General features: G+C 59.4%; 14 protein-coding genes and 1 other RNA gene. 5 read left to right on the forward strand and 10 right to left on the reverse strand.

Features of this window, described 5'->3' with window-relative positions:
* Positions 1–28: 28 nt before the first annotated feature.
* Positions 29–799, reverse strand: coding sequence for an SDR family NAD(P)-dependent oxidoreductase (locus tag AC3IT9_RS03645; RefSeq protein ID WP_489272076.1), 771 nt, complete (start codon positions 797–799; stop codon positions 29–31).
* 280 nt (positions 800–1,079) lie between these two features.
* On the opposite strand from AC3IT9_RS03645, the gene cysD reads away from it, so the two are divergent.
* The 3 genes from cysD to AC3IT9_RS03660 are packed head-to-tail and all read left to right on the forward strand — an operon-like array spanning position 1,080 to position 4,875.
* Positions 1,080–2,009, forward strand: a complete 930-nt coding sequence (gene cysD / locus AC3IT9_RS03650) for a sulfate adenylyltransferase subunit CysD (protein WP_257605539.1) — start codon at positions 1,080–1,082, stop codon at positions 2,007–2,009.
* A complete protein-coding gene (gene cysN, locus AC3IT9_RS03655) occupies positions 2,009–3,910 on the forward strand; it encodes a sulfate adenylyltransferase subunit CysN (RefSeq protein WP_489272077.1) in 1,902 nt (633 codons plus the stop codon). Before cysD ends, cysN begins: the two co-directional genes overlap by 1 nt.
* Positions 3,907–4,875, forward strand: coding sequence for an acetyltransferase (locus AC3IT9_RS03660; protein ID WP_489272078.1), 969 nt, complete (start codon positions 3,907–3,909; stop codon positions 4,873–4,875). The genes cysN and AC3IT9_RS03660 overlap by 4 nt, the downstream gene beginning before the upstream one ends.
* 32 nt (positions 4,876–4,907) lie before the next feature.
* Here the strand turns inward: AC3IT9_RS03660 and AC3IT9_RS03665 are convergent, their stop codons facing one another.
* Entirely contained in the window at positions 4,908–5,648 is a 741-nt protein-coding gene (locus AC3IT9_RS03665; protein ID WP_191624931.1) for a TetR/AcrR family transcriptional regulator, read from the reverse strand.
* 239 nt (positions 5,649–5,887) lie between these two features.
* On the opposite strand from AC3IT9_RS03665, the gene AC3IT9_RS03670 reads away from it, so the two are divergent.
* Positions 5,888–7,024, forward strand: a complete 1,137-nt coding sequence (locus AC3IT9_RS03670; RefSeq protein WP_489272080.1) for a helix-turn-helix transcriptional regulator — start codon at positions 5,888–5,890, stop codon at positions 7,022–7,024.
* A gap of 231 nt (positions 7,025–7,255) precedes the next feature.
* Here the strand turns inward: AC3IT9_RS03670 and ssrA are convergent.
* The 8 genes from ssrA to AC3IT9_RS03710 all read right to left on the reverse strand — a co-directional run bounded on the left by ssrA (position 7,256) and on the right by AC3IT9_RS03710 (position 16,430).
* Positions 7,256–7,649, reverse strand: a transfer-messenger RNA (tmRNA) gene (gene ssrA / locus AC3IT9_RS03675).
* A 95-nt stretch (positions 7,650–7,744) separates the two neighbouring features.
* On the reverse strand, positions 7,745–8,023 hold the full coding sequence (locus tag AC3IT9_RS03680; protein WP_489272081.1) for a hypothetical protein: 279 nt from the start codon (positions 8,021–8,023) through the stop codon (positions 7,745–7,747).
* Positions 8,024–8,353: 330 nt separating this feature from the next.
* Complete coding sequence (locus tag AC3IT9_RS03685; RefSeq protein WP_151214250.1) at positions 8,354–8,629, reverse strand: hypothetical protein; 276 nt, start codon at positions 8,627–8,629, stop codon at positions 8,354–8,356.
* 202 nt (positions 8,630–8,831) lie between these two features.
* Positions 8,832–11,642: an FAD-binding and (Fe-S)-binding domain-containing protein gene (locus AC3IT9_RS03690; protein WP_489272082.1), complete on the reverse strand. Its 2,811-nt coding sequence runs from the start codon at positions 11,640–11,642 to the stop codon at positions 8,832–8,834.
* Positions 11,639–12,310, reverse strand: a complete 672-nt coding sequence (locus AC3IT9_RS03695; RefSeq protein WP_150754330.1) for a LutC/YkgG family protein — start codon at positions 12,308–12,310, stop codon at positions 11,639–11,641. The genes AC3IT9_RS03690 and AC3IT9_RS03695 overlap by 4 nt, the downstream gene beginning before the upstream one ends.
* Positions 12,310–13,764, reverse strand: coding sequence for a LutB/LldF family L-lactate oxidation iron-sulfur protein (locus tag AC3IT9_RS03700; RefSeq protein ID WP_489272083.1), 1,455 nt, complete (start codon positions 13,762–13,764; stop codon positions 12,310–12,312). The genes AC3IT9_RS03695 and AC3IT9_RS03700 overlap by 1 nt, the downstream gene beginning before the upstream one ends.
* Entirely contained in the window at positions 13,761–14,585 is an 825-nt protein-coding gene (locus tag AC3IT9_RS03705; RefSeq protein ID WP_489272084.1) for a (Fe-S)-binding protein, read from the reverse strand. Before AC3IT9_RS03705 ends, AC3IT9_RS03700 begins: the two co-directional genes overlap by 4 nt.
* Positions 14,586–14,735: 150 nt before the next feature.
* Entirely contained in the window at positions 14,736–16,430 is a 1,695-nt protein-coding gene (locus AC3IT9_RS03710) for a lactate permease LctP family transporter (RefSeq protein WP_489272085.1), read from the reverse strand.
* A 261-nt stretch (positions 16,431–16,691) separates the two neighbouring features.
* Here AC3IT9_RS03710 and AC3IT9_RS03715 point away from each other — a divergent pair, with 261 nt between their 5' ends.
* Entirely contained in the window at positions 16,692–17,459 is a 768-nt protein-coding gene (locus AC3IT9_RS03715; RefSeq protein WP_150727499.1) for a GntR family transcriptional regulator, read from the forward strand.
* The last annotated feature ends 56 nt before the right edge of the window (positions 17,460–17,515 follow it).

The raw sequence follows: 17,515 nt of genomic DNA on the forward strand, positions 1-17,515 counted from the left end.
GGCAGTACGGGAAGGGCCGACGCCGGACTCAGCCGGCGACCGTGAAACCGCCATCGACAGGCAGTGTCTGTCCCGTGATCCAGCCGGCAGCGGCGCTCGTCAGGAAAAGGACTGGACCGGCGATGTCCTGCGGCACCCCAAGCCGTGCTGCCGGCGTGCGTGCAAGCGTGGGCGCGGACCACTGCGGATTGGCGACAGTCGTCGCCGTCATGCGGCTTGCGGTAAGCCCCGCCGCGACCGCGTTGACGCGAATGCGTCCGCCCCAATGGACCGCCAGTGCCCGGGTCAGCCCGACGACGCCAGTCTTTGCCGCGCCATAGCCGGGCACCACATCGATCCCGAAGAACGAGCTCATTGATGCAATGCCGATGATCGAAGGGCCGCCTGGCAGCGTGCTTTGCAGGAGTTTGTCTGCGCAGCCATGCGCCATGCGATAGCCACCAACGAGGTGCATGCGCACCGCGCGTTCGAAAACGTCCGGTTCGTACTCGTCCAGGCCACAGCTTGGCAGCGCAAAGCCGGCGTTGTTGACGAGGATGTCCAGGCGCGGCAGCGCTGCTGCAACGGCAGAAATGTTGTCTGCGTTCTCGATGTCGAGCTGCAAGTAGCGGTAGCCGTCGAGGTCAATGTCGTAATCGGCGGCGCAGGGCCGGGTGCCGGTGATCGTCACTTGCGCACCTGCTGCTCGGTACGCTGCGGCGATGCCGGTCCCGATGCCGCTGGTGCCACCGGTCACCAGGACATGGCAATTGTTGTAGTCAAACTGAAGGTTCGGCCAGTCGGCCTGTTGAGTGTTCATGGGGCGTTGCCTCCAAAAGGTACACCTGAATGCTGTGGCGCAATGGGCCAGTCGATCAGGAGCAGCAGCTATCGCCCCGACCGACTGGCGGTTCAAGATAAGGCGATAGTATTAAAAGCATTCGAACTGTGAATAGTCTAAACGGACGATGATCCGTGCAATTGCGAGATCTACCTTTAAAGCCAGTTTAAGTAACAAGGCTTAAAAAAGAGGTGGGCGATAAACGTCCACACGCAATCGCACCTCGAGTGACTGGGCCGGGCATCGGATTCTCGGTGGCATCCCGACCCAGCGCAGAGGAAGGAGGAAACACATGCTGACGCACTTGCAGCGTCTTGAGGCCGAGAGCATTCACATCATGCGAGAAGTGGTCGCTGAGTGTGAGAACCCGGTAATGCTCTACTCCGTCGGTAAGGACAGTGCAGTGATGCTGCACCTGGCCCTGAAGGCGTTCCACCCGGGAAAACTGCCGTTCCCATTGCTGCACGTCGACACGACCTGGAAGTTCCGCGAGATGATTCAGTTCCGCGACGCCATGGCGAAAAAGCACGACTTCGACCTGCTCGTCCATATCAATCCCGAGGGGCTGGAAAAGGGCATCAGCCCCTTTTCCCATGGTTCGGCCATACACACCGACATCTGGAAAACCGAGGGATTGAAGCAAGCGCTGGACAAGCACGGTTTCGATGCGGCCTTTGGCGGCGCACGGCGGGACGAAGAGAAGTCGCGGGCCAAGGAGCGAATATTCTCGATCCGCTCCGAGCAGCACCGCTGGGATCCCAAGCTGCAACGCCCCGAACTGTGGCGGATGTATAACGCCCGAAAGCACAAGGGCGAAAGCATCCGGGTGTTTCCCCTGTCCAACTGGACCGAGCTCGACATCTGGCAATACATCTATCTGAACGACATTCCGATCGTGCCGCTTTACCTGGCGAAAGAGCGACCGGTGGTGGAGCGCGACGGCACGCTCATCATGGTCGATGACGAGCGCATGCCACTGAACGACGGCGAGGTTCCCGAGATCAGGAAAGTGCGTTTCCGCACGCTGGGTTGCTACCCGCTGACCGGCGCAATCGAGAGCGAGGCCGACTCCTTGACGGCCATCATTCAGGAAATGCTTCTGGCCAGGACGTCCGAGCGCCAGGGTCGCCTGATTGATCACGACTCCGCGGGCTCGATGGAGAAAAAGAAACAGGAGGGGTATTTCTAATGGCACACGTATCCGATTTGATTTCCGAAGACATCGAGCAATATTTGAAATCCCACGAGAACAAGAGCCTGCTGCGTTTCATCACCTGCGGCAGCGTCGACGATGGAAAAAGCACGCTCATCGGGCGCCTGCTCTACGAGTCGAAGATGCTCTTCGAAGACCAGTTGAGCCAGCTGGAAGCGGATTCAAAGAAGGTGGGAACGCAAGGTGGCGACCTGGATTTCGCACTACTGGTCGACGGACTTTCCGCCGAGCGTGAACAAGGCATCACCATCGATGTTGCCTATCGCTTCTTCTCGACCGACAAGCGCAAGTTCATCGTGGCCGATACACCGGGCCACGAGCAATATACGCGCAACATGGTCACCGGAGCCTCGACAGCGGATGTCGCCATCATTCTGATCGACGGGCGCAAAGGGGTGCTGACCCAGACGCGGCGACACAGCTATCTGGTGTCGCTGATTGGCATTCGCCATGTCGTGCTGGCCATCAACAAACTGGATATGGTGGGTTACTCGAAAGAGATCTACGACAAGATAGACGCGGACTATCGCGCTTTCGCCAGCCAGATTAGCCTGCAGAATATCGTCACCATCCCGATGTCAGCCCTGAAGGGCGACAATATCACCGAGCCGAGCGCGAACACCCCTTGGTACCAGGGGCCGACACTGATGGGATACCTTGAGACGGTGCAGGTCGAGGATGCTGCGGATCAGTCCGGGCCGTTTCGCATGCCGGTGCAGTGGGTCAACCGACCGAACCTCGACTTCCGCGGCTATGCCGGGATCGTTGTCGGCGGCAACGTCAAGCGCGGCAATCGCCTCCGTGTCCTGCCGTCGGGGAAGGAAAGCCGGGTCGCGCGTATCGTGACGCGCGAGGGTGACCTTGAGGAAGCCGTCTCTGGCCAGTCGATCACGATTACGCTCGAGGACGAGATCGATATCAGCCGGGGCGACATTCTCGCGACGATCGATGCACCGGCCAGGGTGGCAGACCAGTTCGAGGCGACGATCGTCTGGATGAGCGATGAGCCGATGCTGCCGGGCCGCCCCTATCTGTTGAAGATCGGCACCAAGACCGTGACGGCCACCAGCGCGACACCGAAATACAAGGTCAACGTCAATACGCTCGAGCATCTCGCCGCCAAGACACTGGACCTGAATGAAATCGGCGTCTGCAACCTGAGCTTTGATCAGCCAATCGCATTTGATCCCTACAAGGAAAATCGCGATACCGGCGGTTTCATCATGATTGACCGCCTGACCAACAATACGGTCGGCGCCGGACTCCTGCACTTTGCCTTGCGTCGCTCGCAGAACATCCACTGGCAGGCGATTGACGTTAACAAGCAGGCGCATGCCACCCTCAAGGGGCAGAAGCCTTGCGTACTCTGGTTCACAGGGTTGTCGGGTGCCGGCAAGTCCACGATCGCGAACCTCGTCGAGAAGAAACTGCATGCATTGGGCAAACATACCTATCTGCTTGATGGTGACAACGTGCGCCACGGCCTCAACAAGGATCTCGGTTTCTCCGAAGCCGACCGGGTCGAGAACATCAGACGCGTAGGTGAAGTCGCCAAGTTGATGGTCGATGCGGGGCAAATCGTTCTGGTGTCCTTCATCTCTCCATTCCGTTCTGAACGCAGAATGTCGCGCGAGCTGGTGGAGCAGGGCGAGTTCTTCGAGGTGTTCGTCGACACGCCGATCAGCGTGGCCGAACAGAGGGATCCAAAAGGCCTCTACAAGAAGGCTCGCCGTGGCGAACTGACGAATTTCACCGGCATCGATTCCCCTTACGAGCCGCCGGAAAATCCGGAAATTCGCATCGACACCACCGCTTGCTCTCCCGAGGAAGCAGCCGAACTGATCGTCAGCCATCTTGTCGCTCGCGAGGCCCTATGAATCGCTACGTTGCATTCAATGGGGATGCCGATGGGTTGTGTGCGTTGCAGCAACTGCGGCTTGCCGTGCCTGACGAATTCGCCAGCGCGAGGCTGCTGACCGGAGTCAAACGCGACATTCAGTTACTGCGGCGTATCGAAGCGTGCGAGGGGGATACCATCACTGCACTCGACATCTCCCTCGATCAGAATCGTACCGATCTGCTTCGCCTGCTTGAGGCGGGCGCTTCGGTGCGCTACTTCGATCATCATCACGCAGGGGAGATGCCTCGGCATGGGCGCTTCGAGCCTTATATCGACGAGGCTGCCGACGTCTGCACCAGCATCCTGGTCGACCGCTATCTTGGCGGTCGCCATCGTGCATGGGCGGTTGCCGCGGCATACGGCGACAGCCTGCCTGAGGTGGGCTGCGTCATGGCCAAGGCGCAAGGCATAGATGCTGGAGCGGTCAGGACCCTGGAGCGGCTCGGCCTCTATCTCAACTACAACGCTTATGGCGAGACCGTTGCCGATCTGCATTTCGATCCGGCCGAGCTGTCTATCCTGATGCAGCCGTTCGCCGATCCGCTGGAGTTCGTCACAGGCTCGGACGCCTACGTGCGGCTGGCCGCCGGCTATAAGGAGGACATGGATCTGGCTCGCCGGCTTACGCCGACACGCCAGATACCCGGCGCGATGCTGCTGATGTTGCCTGACGCGCCATGGGCACGGCGGGCCATCGGAACCCTGGCCAACGAGCTCATGCAGGCACAGCCAGATCGCGCGCTCGGTATCCTGTCGCCCAAAAGGCAAGGTGGGTTCACCGTAAGCGTGCGCACTCCCGGACATAGTCCGGTGGCTGCGGCTGACTTCTGCCGCACCTTTGACACCGGCGGTGGCAGGAGACTGGCGGGAGGTATCAATCATCTGCCCGAATCGGAAGTCGACCGTTTTACACGCGAGTTCGAGACGAGCCTCTCCAGGTAGCAGTCGTTACCCATGCAATGTTTACAGCTGCCTCATGAGGGCAAGCTGTAAACGTGGGCTGGAACCTGTTCGGGTACGTCAAGGCGGGAAAGAAGGGAGACAGTTTCGGGCGACATGGGGCTCGCCAGCAGTGCCACCAGGCAGTCTTCGATGTTCTTGATGAACAACTCGGTGTCCATCACCAAGGTCTTCTTATCGCTCGCATCAAGCATGCGAGAGTGATCGGCGAGCCCATGGAGGAGCAATACTGCCGCCAAGTGCAGGCGCTGCTGGGCCACGGACTCCGGCAGGTCCTGGAGGACCCCGAGCAGCGCCCGCCTCAACCGATCCACCTGACCCAGATTGAGCGTGGAAGCGCGCAGGTTCTGTACGGAGAGCGTATGCACCGCCACCAGTTGGGCATCCAGACGGATAAAGTCCTTCCCTCCGTTGGGATCGAACATCTTGTCGGCCACCGGATACATCAGCGCGCGGACCACGTCTCTTACCGACGGATTACCTCGCTTCTCCAGTTCATCGAGCAATGCGTTGCGCCGGCTGGCAATACCAGGCTCATGCTTGTCGAGGATGGCCTGCAGCAAGCCGTCCTTGCTGCCGAAGTGGTAATTCGTGGCGTTCTTGTTCCGCTGCCCGGCGGCTTTGTTGATGTCGCTTAACGACACCCCTTCGATACCGCGCTCGGCGAACAGCCGTTCGGCAATTGACACGAGCTTTGCTCGCGTGACGACGCTTTTCAGTGTCAAACGTTCGATTTTCCTGACTTGCTGGGTCATCACACCAATCTTTTGAGTCGACCAATGGTACGAAACGAATCGCAGTTTAACATCGGCCATAGGGTGGATCGTACAAGTAAACTCACCGGCCGGCCGGTGCGCTTCGCAGGACGCAAAGTTACACGATCTGGCAGGTAGGCCCACCTCCTTTCAGACTATAGATCCGGGTGTTGCGCTCAATCGACGAGGGCACCTATTCTCGACCATCTCCAACACTAATAAATATAAAAGGATTGTCCATGCAGAGCCTCAGCCTCGAGACGTTCAGCGAGTTCGTCGGCAATCTCTATCAAGGACCGCTGGAGAACATCCCCTGGACGACCTTCCTCAACCGGCTCAATGTGTATCTGCAAAGCAAATTCGTCACCTTCATCCTGCGCCCACCGAGTCAACACGACACTGGCCTGATGATTCACACCACTGGCTCATCAGCCGAAATCACGGCCTCATATAACCAGCACTTTTTCACCCTCGACCCCTTTGTCGACCTGCCCAACCGCCAGGTCGTCACCCTGGCCGAATTCGTCTCCGACGACGACTGGCAAAACTCAGAGTTCTGCAAGAATTTCCTCGAACCGCTGGACGTGTTCCATATCCTCGGCGCCGACATCAACACTGCCGATGGCGCTCAGTGCCGCATCCGCATCAGCCGCGGTCGAGACGACAGGGCCTTCAACAATGATGAAAAGGCCCTGTTGGCGCAGTTCATTCCGCACCTGGAACGCTCGGTCGAGATCCATATGCGGTTGAACCAAATCGAAACCGAGCGCAACCTCTATGCCGGCGCGGTAGATCAGATGGCGGTTGGCACGATCATTCTCGACGAAGCCGGCAAAGTGCTGCGGACCAACCAGGTGGCCGACCGCCTGATCCAGGAAAAAGACGGTATCAAGCTGGTCAACGATGGCCTGCAGATCGGTACCGCGCGTGACACCCAGGAGTTCCGCCGCCTGGTGAAACAGTCGCTGCTCTCGCAAAAAAGCAGCAACCCCTCGGTGGTCGAAGCCCTGCGCGTACAACGCCCTTCGGGCCGCGCGGACCTGGGCATCATCGTGCGCTCGGTACCGTTGTCAGACTGGAGCGAAGGCAAACAGTGCCCAGCGGTGGTGATTTTCATCAGCGACCCGGAACAGCAATCCAGTGCACCGCAAGAGATTGTCCGCGCCCTGTTCGACTTCACCCCGGCCGAAACCCAGCTGGCCATGCTGCTGGCCAACGGCCTGACCCTGGACGAAGCCTCCGAAGAACTGGGCATCAGCCGCAACACCTCACGGGCACACCTGCGTTCGACTTTCTCCAAGACCGGGGTGACCCGCCAGACCATGCTGGTGCGGTTGATCCTGCGCAGCGTCGCGACCCTCGGTTATTGCAATTAGTCGCCGCGTTGGATGCATCGGTGTCGGGGTCTGGCGAAAACGGTTGATTAACCATGAGTAACGCCGGCAACCTCATCCTCGGCCGCCGCCAGTACGCGGTCTGGAGTGGCTCACCATCGATGAGGATTTAATCCTTGTCTTTTGGTTTGACAGCCTTGAGTTGGCGGTCTGAGAGGCGGGTGGATTTCAGGCACAAAAAAAGACGCCCTTGGACGTCTTTAGATGATGAAGTGGTGGAGCCGGGGGGATTTGAACCCCCGTCCGCCAGTACTCCGCTGTCGGTACTACATGCGTAGCCGTGTCTATTAAGTTAACCCTCAGCGACCCGACGGGCAGGGTGCTTTGGGCGAGTTGTGTAAGTTTTAGCCGCTTCGTCCACAACGTACTGCACGGCGATTCTGTTCTATATGACAATCACTTTGGGTTTACAGACATCCCCTGATGATTGCTGGACCCGAAGGTACCAGGAGGGAAGGGCTAAGGCTGCTTACGCAGCGAGAGCGTATTCCCCGTAGGTTTCGTCATTGGCAACTATAGGAAGTTGCAACAGTGGATTTACGAGTTCTGTTACCAACTCGGCATGCACCTAAAGTTTCGCAACCGGCGTCGAATCCTAAACGGCCCCGAGCCTGGTGCTCTGTGAATCAAAGTGAGCAACAAGCCTGAGTAGTGTACGCCAACGCGCCCCGGAAGGCCAACCCGAAGGTTGACCACCACAGATCATGGGTTTGGCTGGTTGCTCTGACTGTCAGCGAGTGCCAATGCCTGGGTGGCCTCGGTGACGCATTTTTTGTCGTCTCCGGAGGCTTGTGAGGCTTCGGCGCTGGACATCAGCCTTTTGATCTCCATTGAGGTGTTTGTGGAGGTCGCCGGCAACGCACTCACTTTGCCTTTGAGCTCTTGCAACTTGCTCGTACAAAGGTTGTTGTCCGCAGCAAATACAGGAGAGGCCAGCATGGCAGCAGCAATGAACAGGCCTGCGAGTGTAGTGCGTTTCATGGGGATCTCCTTGAGCTGAGGGTCTCGGTGCTGCCGTATGAGCGGACGGCCAAGCCGAGCCCGAAAAATCAGCCGCGATCTGACGGGGCCTACCTCAAAGACTACGATTCAACGCAAGAATTCGGTTTTTTCAGACAATGTGTCGAGCTTTTCCAGCGATGGGGGGACACATTTCCAGAGCCCAGAAGCAACAAAACCCGCAACTGACGGGTTTTGGTTTGCTTCGTAGCGGGTGCAACCGGGCCTTGAATTCCCGGCTGCCAGTACTCCGTTGTTGATGTTCGCCAACGTGGCCCGGAAGGCCAACCCGGAGATTGGCCGTGAACCGAGTTACTTCCCGCCTTTTTTCGAGTCGCTGACGGCCTTGATGATGTCGTTGGTCTCGGCGACGCAATCATCAATGCCTTCCTTGGTGCCTTTTGCCTGGTCGGCTTTGGCTTGCTCGACGGAGGCTTTTACCTGGTCAGTCATTTCCGGAGGAATCTGTGCCTTGCCGTTTTCGATGGTTTGCAGGTTGACCGCGCATAGGTCTTTTTCGGCCGCAAACGAAGTGGAAGCCATGATGGAAGCAGCAACGAACAAACCTAACAGCACAGAACGATTCATGTGTTTCTCCTTGAACTGAAGGGCCAGCATTGCTGGCTATCAAATCGGTCTACCGAGTTTTTGGAAGGTCCCGCATTAGCGGGACTTGATCAGTGGACTGCGGCGGCACATCAGGGTTCTTTTTTTCTGCCGTAGAGCTGTCGATTCCGACAAGAAGCGTTAACGAAGGGCACCTTTATGCGCCTTCCTTTAGATCCTGCTATCAGGGCACCCTAGCCTGGGTAACGCGGTCCACCAGATAGACTAGTCCGTGGTAGTCAATGCCGCCATGTTGCGTCAGGCCGATCTCACAGGTGCGGCTGGTGGAAATCCCCTCGCTGCACTGTTGCACCGCGTCTTTGAGCGTGCGCAGCGAATGGGCGTTCAGTTCCGGGGTGGTGAAACCCTTGTCACCAGCAAAGCCGCAGCAGTGAATGCCTTCGGGAATCACCACGGTTTTGCTGCATTTGCGCGCCAGGTCGATCAGCGCCTGGCTTTCCCCGAGGTGCTGGGTGCTGCAGGTTACATGCACGGCGATGGGGGCTTCCTGAGGCGTGAAGTCCAGGCGATCCATCAAGTGCGTGCGGATGAAGCGTACCGGGTCGTACAGGTCCAGACGGACTTCGCCGATGTCTTGAACCAGGCGCAAGGTGCAGGGGCTGGTGTCGCAGTAGATCGGGTCGAGACCGCCGCGGCTGGCGTGCAGCAGGGCGCCGATCAGTTCCTGTCGTTTGTGCTCGGCCTGCTCGGCGTAGCCTTTGGAGGCGAACGGCTGACCGCAGCAAAGGCTGTCCAGATTGTCCGGGAACACCACTTGATAACCGGCCTTTTCCAGCAGGCCACGGGTCTTGTCGTGCAGCGACATTTGCTCCGTGTCGCCCGCCGCCGGCCCCATGGCGCGGGATACACAGGCAGCCAGATAGACCACACGCGGGCGCGCGTCGGTCACCGCCGGACTGAAGCGAATGGCTTTTTCCGGTTGCGGCATCGCGTTGGTCCACTGTGGGACCTGGCCCTTGGATAAGCGCGTTAACGTTGCCGACAACTTCGCCAATCTTGGTGCACCCAGCAACATCCGCGCGCCATTGGCCACGTGCAGGGTGAAACGTGCACCTTGCAGTGCCGTGGCGAAGTTTCCTTCAAGCCAGTTGGCGGTTTTCGTATGCGTCGCCTTCCGGCTACGCAGCTTTTTCACCAGTTCGCCGGTGTTGATGCCTACAGGGCAACGTTGTGCGCAGAGGCCGGTGGCGGCGCAGGTATCGATGCCTTGATATTCATAAGCGGCTTCGAGTTCGGACGTATCGATGCCCGCGTGTTTCTTCGCTTGAATGTCACGCCAGATCACAATGCGCTGGCGCGGGCTCAGGGTCAGGCCTTTCGACGGACAGACCGGTTCGCAGAAGCCGCACTCGATGCACTTGTCCACAATCTCGTCAGCAGCGGGCAAGGGCTTGAGGTGCTTGAGGTGGATCTGTGGATCTTCGCTGAGCACCACGTCCGGATTGAGAATGCCGTTGGGGTCGAGCAGTCGTTTGAGTTGCCACATCAGCTGGTAGGCATCGCTGCCCCATTCCAGCTCGACGAACGGCGCCATGTTGCGCCCGGTGCCGTGTTCGGCTTTCAGCGAACCGCCGAACTCCACCGCCACCAGTTGCGCCACGTCGTCCATGAACGCCTGATAGCGTGCGACTTCTTCCGGGCTGTTGAAGCCTTGGGTGAAGACGAAATGCAGATTGCCTTCCAGGGCGTGTCCGAAAAGGATCGCTTCGTCGTAGTGATGTTTGTCGAACAGTTCGATCAGGCGGTTGACGCCGATGGCCAGCTGTTCGACCGGGAAGGTGACGTCTTCGATGATCACCGTGGTGCCGGTCTTGCGCACCGCGCCGACCGCCGGGAAAGTGTCCTTGCGGATGGCCCAGAGACGGGCGTTTTCCTGCGGGTCTTCGGTGAAGTCGACCTGCTTTTCCACCGGGAACGCCTTCAGCGACGCCATGATCTGGGCCAGTTGTTCGTGCAGCAAGGTGGACGACGCCGCGCGGGATTCGATCAACAGCGCACAGGCATTATTCGACAAATGCTGTACGAAAGCGGGCATGCCGGGTTTGTCCTGCACCGAGCGCAGGCTGCGCCGGTCCAGCAATTCCACGGCCGACACCGGTTGGCTTTTCAGCACTGTCACTGCGTTGCAACAGGTTTCCACGTCCGGGAAAACGATCAACGCCGAGGCTTTATTCGGGTGGTCGATCACGGTGTCGTAGGTCACGGCACTGATGAACCCGAGCGTGCCCTCGGAGCCCACCAGCAAGTGGCTCAAGATATCCACAGGCTCGTCGAAATCCACCAGGGCATTGAGCGACAGGCCGGTGGTATTTTTCAGACGGTATTTGTGGCGAATTTTTGCAGCCAGTTCGGCGTTTGCGCGGGTCTCGCGGCCCAATGTCGCCAGACGCTCCAGCAGCGTGGCGTGACTCTGGCGAAAGACTGCAACACTGGCAGCGTCTTCGGTATCGAGACGGCTGCCGTCAGCCAGGACCAAGCGAATCCCGGCCAGGGTGTGATAGGTGTTTTGCGCCGTGCCGCAGCACATGCCGCTGGCATTGTTGGCGACGATGCCGCCGATCTTGCAGGCGTTGATCGAGGCCGGGTCCGGGCCGATCTTGCGTCCGAACGGTGCCAACCAGGCGTTGGCCTGAGCACCGATCACCCCCGGTTGCAGGCGGATTTGCGTGCCTTGGCCGCGAATCTCGCGACCGTTCCAGTTATCCCCCAGCACGATCAGTACCGAGTCGCTGATGGCTTGGCCGGACAGGCTGGTGCCGGCGGCGCGGAAGGTCACTGGGACCTGATCGCGCTGGGCGAGTTTCAGCAGGGCCACCACTTCATCTTCGGACTCGACGCGTATCACCAGTTTTGGAATCAATCGGTAGAAACTTGCGTCGGTGCCGAAGGCGAGGGTCGATAACGGGTCGTCGAAACGTCGCACCTGGGGAATCAGTTGCTGCACATCACGCAGGAAAGCGGCCGGTAGACTCATTGGTCCTCCAGGATCAGCACCACCAGGTCCTTCGGACCGTGTGCGCCGTAGGCGAGAACCTGCTCGATATCGGCTGTTTTCGACGGGCCAGATACCAGCAACGCATTGGTCGGCATGCCCTGGGCCCATTCGAATTCTTGCTGCACTTGATAGAAGTTGTCGCGGATGTCGCTGGCCTTGAGCAGGGCAAAATGCACGGGTGGCACAAGACTCATCAAGCGCGGTTCTTCCCGGGTTGGCCAGAGAATCAGACTGCCCGTGGCAGCGATGGCGCCGAGGGTGGTGGTCAGGCTCGCCGGGGTGTCGTTGAACAGCTCGGCTTTCCATTCTTCAACCGGGCGGTCGTAGGCCTTGAGCATTGGCAGACCGGGATTATTCGCCCAGTGCTGCGCGATCCGTTGACCGTGGGGGGTCGTCGGTGCGATCAGCAGACTCGGCAACTGGCGGTCCCGCAGCAATTGCGCGAGTAGCGTCGGCCACTCTTCGCCAGACGTCAGATGAATTTCCGTGTGCACCGCTTCCATCAATTTACGCAGTTGCGTAATGCGCTGCTCAGGCGCGTAGGTGTAAGGCTGGGTCACCAGATCGACATCGAAGTTGTCGGCCACAGGCGTGGTGCCTGTCAGACTTTTGCGCAGTTTGGCGAGGATATTTTGTTTGGCGCTCATCAACGGTCTCCCTGTTTGGCCAAATGTTCGCGGGCCATGTCATGCAGCGAGCGGGCAGCGGGTTTCGGTGCGCTGTGGTTTTGCGTCCATGGGCCGACGTTGCTCGGCGTGAGTGCGCGCAAACGGGTGGCTAAGAAACCGAACAGGCGATACAGCGTCGGCGAGCTGTTGAGCTTCGCCCAGGCGTTCCAGATGAACCGCTCCTTGCGCGAATACTTGCTGCCCTGGCCGCGCATCACTTGATTGGGGCTGTCCGGGGCCTTGACGTTTTCTTCCCGCAGGCGCCGTAGCAAAGCAGGGATCGGGATTTTCACCGGGCAGACTTCACCGCAGGCGCCGCACAGCGAAGAAGCACTCGGGTGATCCGGGACTTTCGCCAGGCCGACCATGTGCGGGGTGATGATTTTTCCGATAGGGCCGGGGTAAACCTCCCCATAGGCATGGCCGCCGATTCGGGTGTAGACCGGGCAATGATTCATACAGGCGCCGCAGCGAATGCAGTTCAGGGTCTGGCGCAATTCGCTGTCGGCAAAGGCCTGGCTGCGGCCGTTATCGAGCAGTACCAGGTGCACTTCCTGCGGGCCGTCGAGTTCATGTTCCTTGCGCGGGCCGGAGATCATGTTGACGTAGGTGGTGATCGGAATGCCCAGGGCCGAGCGGGTCAGCAATGACAGCAACGGCACCACGTCGCGCAGGTTCTCGACGACTTTCTCGATGCCGGTGACGGCAATGTGCACCGGCGGCACCGTGGTGGTCATGCGCCCGTTGCCTTCGTTTTCCACCAGCAACAGGGTGCCGGTTTCGGCCACGGCGAAGTTGACGCCGGAGACGCCGATGTCCGCTTCGAAGAATTTCTGCCGCAGGACTCTGCGGCCGATCTGAATGAGTTGGTCAACGTCCTTGGTGTATTCCACGCCAAGTTTGTCGTGGAACAAGGACGCGACCTGACCGGCATTCTTGTGGATTGCCGGCATGATTATGTGTGAAGGCTTCTCGTGGTCGAGCTGGACGATGTACTCGCCCATGTCCGATTCCAGGCATTCAATGCCCTGTTCAGCGAGGACATGGTTCATCTCCATCTCTTCGCTGACCATCGATTTGCCCTTGATCACTTGCCGCCCCTCGTGAGCGCGGATGATCGAGAGGACGATGCCATTGGCTTCGTCCACCGTTTCCGCCCAGTGCACTGTCACACCGTTGCGGGTCAGGTTCTGTTCCAGTTGTTCGAGCAGCTCGGGCAACTTGGACAACGCGCGGGCGCGGACAGCATTGCCCAGCGCACGCAAGTGTTCTCTTTCATGGGCATCGCTGAACGCCGCTGCCCGTTTGGTCATCAGTGAATCCATCGCCTTGCGAAAGTTGCCTCGCAATTGCGCGTCACCCAGCGCGTTGTGGGCGCGGGTGCGGAAATCTTCTTCTACGGTAACCGTAGGAATAATCGTCGAGGTGCTCATTTCGCACCTCCGGTACGCTGCCAGAGGAAGCTGGCCAGATGCTGACCGCGTAACGCTTCCTGCTGTTTTTCCAGCGAGCCGTTGATGTTCATCAAACAGCCGCAGTCGGCACTCAACACCTTGTGCGCGCCGGATTCCTTCAGCGCCCGGGTCTTGTCAGCCACCATCGCGCCAGAAATGTCTGGCATACGGACGCTGAATGTCCCGCCAAAGCCACAGCACTCACTTTCGTGATCGTGATTGACCCGCTCCACATTGCTTAGTTGCGACAACAACTCGCGGCCGTGCAGGTGGGTGTTCATCTCGCGGCGTGCCGAGCACGAGGTGTGCAGCGCCACTTTTACCGGTTCGCCGCTGTCCTTGAGCTGCACCTTGCAGACAAACAACAGGAACTCGGCCAGTTCGTAGGTTCTGGCCGCCAGCGCCTGAACCTGTTTCAACGTGTCCGGCTCGTCCTTGAACAAGTCGGCGTAATGTTCGCGCAGCATGCCCGCGCAAGAACCCGACGGCACCACCACCGGATAGTCGCCGGCAAACAGCGCCAGTTGTGAGCGCGCCACGGTCCGTGCCTGTTCGGTGTAACCCGAGGTGTAGGCCGGTTGGCCGCAGCAGCTTTGCCCTTGCGGGTATTCGACACGAATGCCTTCGCGCTCCAGCAGGTGGATCGCATCCATCCCGGCTTCCGGGTAGAACAAATCGACCACGCAGGTCCCGAACAGGTAGACCCGTGGCGGTTTCTCGCTGGGGTACTGCCGAGGCTCGGGCAGTGGCGGGGCGACACGGGTCGCATTCGGCACGGCGTTGTAAAAAAGCTCGCTCATCAGGCGGTCTCCGGGTGGTCCCGGTTATTCGTCTGTTGAGGCTGCTGAATATAGAGCGGGAAGCTTTCAGCAGCCTTACAGACCGGGGTGTGAATAGCGGACGCCGGGGGCGTGGCCCGGCGTCGGTTTTTATTGTGTTGCTTGTAGCCCTTAGTGCACCAGCATGCCGGTGAACCAGTAGGCCTGGGCCAACGTGATCAAGCCGACAATCGTTGCAAAGAATAGGCTGTGCTTGAGGGTGAAGCGGAACAGATCCGATTCTTTGCCCACCAGGCCGGTTGCGGCGCAGGCCACCGCGATCGATTGTGGCGAGATCATCTTGCCGGTCACACCGCCGCTGGTATTAGCAGCCACCAGCAGGGTGTCGTTGACACCGATCTGGTGCGCGGTGGTCGCTTGCAGCGAACTGAACAGGGCGTTGGACGAGGTATCGGAACCGGTGAGGAACACGCCCAGCCAGCCGAGGAACGGCGAGAAGAACGGGAAGGCCGCGCCGGTGCCTGCCAATACCAGCGCCATGGTCGAGGACATGCCCGAGTAGTTGGTGACGAAGGCGAAGGCCAGCACCATACCGATGGACAGGATCGGCCAGCGCAGTTCGTAGAAAGTCTCTTTGAAAGTGGTCAGACCAGTTTTGAGGTTGATCTTCAGCACCAGCATGGAGATCAGGGCCGAGAAGAAAATCGCCGTGCCGGTGGCGGAAATCGGGTCCAGTTTGAACACTGCCGGAAGGGCGGTTGGCGCGACCACGATCGGTGCGACCTTGATCACCATTTGATCCAGGTGCGGAATGGCGAAGTTGAACACCCAGCTGTACATCGAACCGCCAGCGGCGAACATCGCCTTGAACGGTTTCAGGGTCCAGATGGTGACCAGTATGGTCAGGATCAGGAACGGCGACCAGGCCTTGATGATTTCCCCAAGGCTGTAGGGCGAAGCCACGGTGGTGCGCTTCTGGCCGAAACCACCGACGCTGGCGCTCACCACGGAGGCCGAAACAGCGCCGACGATGTGTTGGCCGGCGGCGCGTTTTGGTTGCCAGACTTTCAGGAACAGGGTCAGGGAAATCAGGCTGGCCAGGGCCGAGGTGATGTCCGGCAGTTCCGGGCCGATGAAGTTCGAGGTGAAGTACTGGGTCACGGCAAAGCTCAAACCGGCCACCAGGGCTGCCGGCCAGGTTTCCCGCACGCCGCGCAGGCCGTCCATCATGAACACCAGCCAGAACGGCACGAACAGCGACAGCAGCGGCAGTTGGCGGCCGGTCATGGCGCCGATCTTGAACGCGTCGATGCCGGTCACTTGCCCGGCAACGATGATCGGAATGCCCAGGGCGCCGAAGGCCACCGGCGCGGTGTTGGCGATCAGGCACAAGCCAGCGGCGTACAGCGGGTTGAAGCCAAGTCCTACCAGCAGAGCAGCGGTAATCGCCACCGGTGCACCAAAACCGGCTGCACCTTCGAGGAAGGCGCCGAAGCAGAAACCGATCAGCAGGACCTGCAGGCGCTGGTCATCGGTGATCGACAGGACCGAACTGCGGATGACTTCAAACTGCCCGCTCTTGACCGTCAGTTTGTAGAGGAACACCGCTGCCACGATGATCCAGGCAATCGGCCACAGGCCATAAGCGAAGCCATACCCTGCGGCGGCGAACGCCATGTCGACCGGCATCTGGAAAGCGAAGATCGCCACCAGTATCGACAAAGCCAGGGTGATGCTGCCGGCCACATGTCCTTTGAGGCGGAACACGGCCAAAGCCAGGAAGAAAAACACGATGGGGATGACGGCGGCGAGTGCGGACAGGCCGAGGCTGCCGAGCGGGGTATAGAGCTGTTGCCAGGTTTGCATATGGGGTGGCCCCTAATTGTTGTTGGTCAGGCACTGATCAGCGTTCTTGGATAATTGGTAAGACCAATTTACAATCGCTGTTGGGTAGGGTAAAAGCCTTGTAGGCGGTGTGTCAATTTGCCGCCCTAAAACTTTTGTCGAATGCGAAGTGCGCAGGTGGTCTGCCTGGTATGACCAAATGCGTTGTGGCAGGTGCTGGCGCGGCGCCGATAGGCCAGAATAGAGCCCCGGCGAGCCGTCGGATCGTGGAGTAATCGAGTTATGGGGTTTGATCAGATTCGTCAGCGCCGTTTGTCTGACGATATTGTCGAGCAGCTTGAGGGCATGATCCTCGAGGGCACGCTGAAAGCGGGTGAGCGCTTGCCGGCCGAGCGCGCGCTGGCCGAGCAATTTGGCGTGTCACGGCCTTCGTTGCGCGAAGCCATTCAGAAGCTGACCGCCAAGGGGCTGCTGGTCAGTCGCCAGGGTGGTGGCAACTATGTGGTGGAATCACTGGGTAGCACCTTCAGTGATCCCTTGTTGCATCTGCTGGAAAGCAATCCCGAGGCGCAACGCGATCTGCTGGAGTTTCGCCATACGCTGGAAGCGTCTTGCGCCTACTACGCGGCGCTGCGTGCCACGGAGGTGGATCGCGAGCGGCTGACCGCGGCATTCAACGAATTGCAGGACTGTTATTCGCGTCACGAAGAGGTGAGTCGTGCCGAAGAGGGTGCGGCGGACGCAAGGTTTCACCTGGCGATCGCCGAGGCCAGCCACAATGCCGTGTTGCTGCACACCATTCGCGGGCTGTTCGACCTGCTCAAGCGCAACGTGGTGACCAACATCGGTGGCATGTACAAACAGCGCACTGAAACCCGCGACATGTTGATCACGCAGCACCGGGAGTTGTATCAGGCGATTATCGAAGGGCGGGCGGAGCAGGCGCGGGAAGTTTCCAGCCGGCACATTTTGTATGTGCAGGAGGTGCTGGAAGAAGTGCGTCAGGAAGTGCAGCGCGTGGCGCGGGCGGAGCGGCGCAAGGGGATGTAGTCAGTCGGATGTGTATCGTTTATGCGGTCGCCATCGCGAGCAAGCTCGCTCCCACA

Source organism: Pseudomonas sp. KH_046_1 (assembly GCF_057839025.1).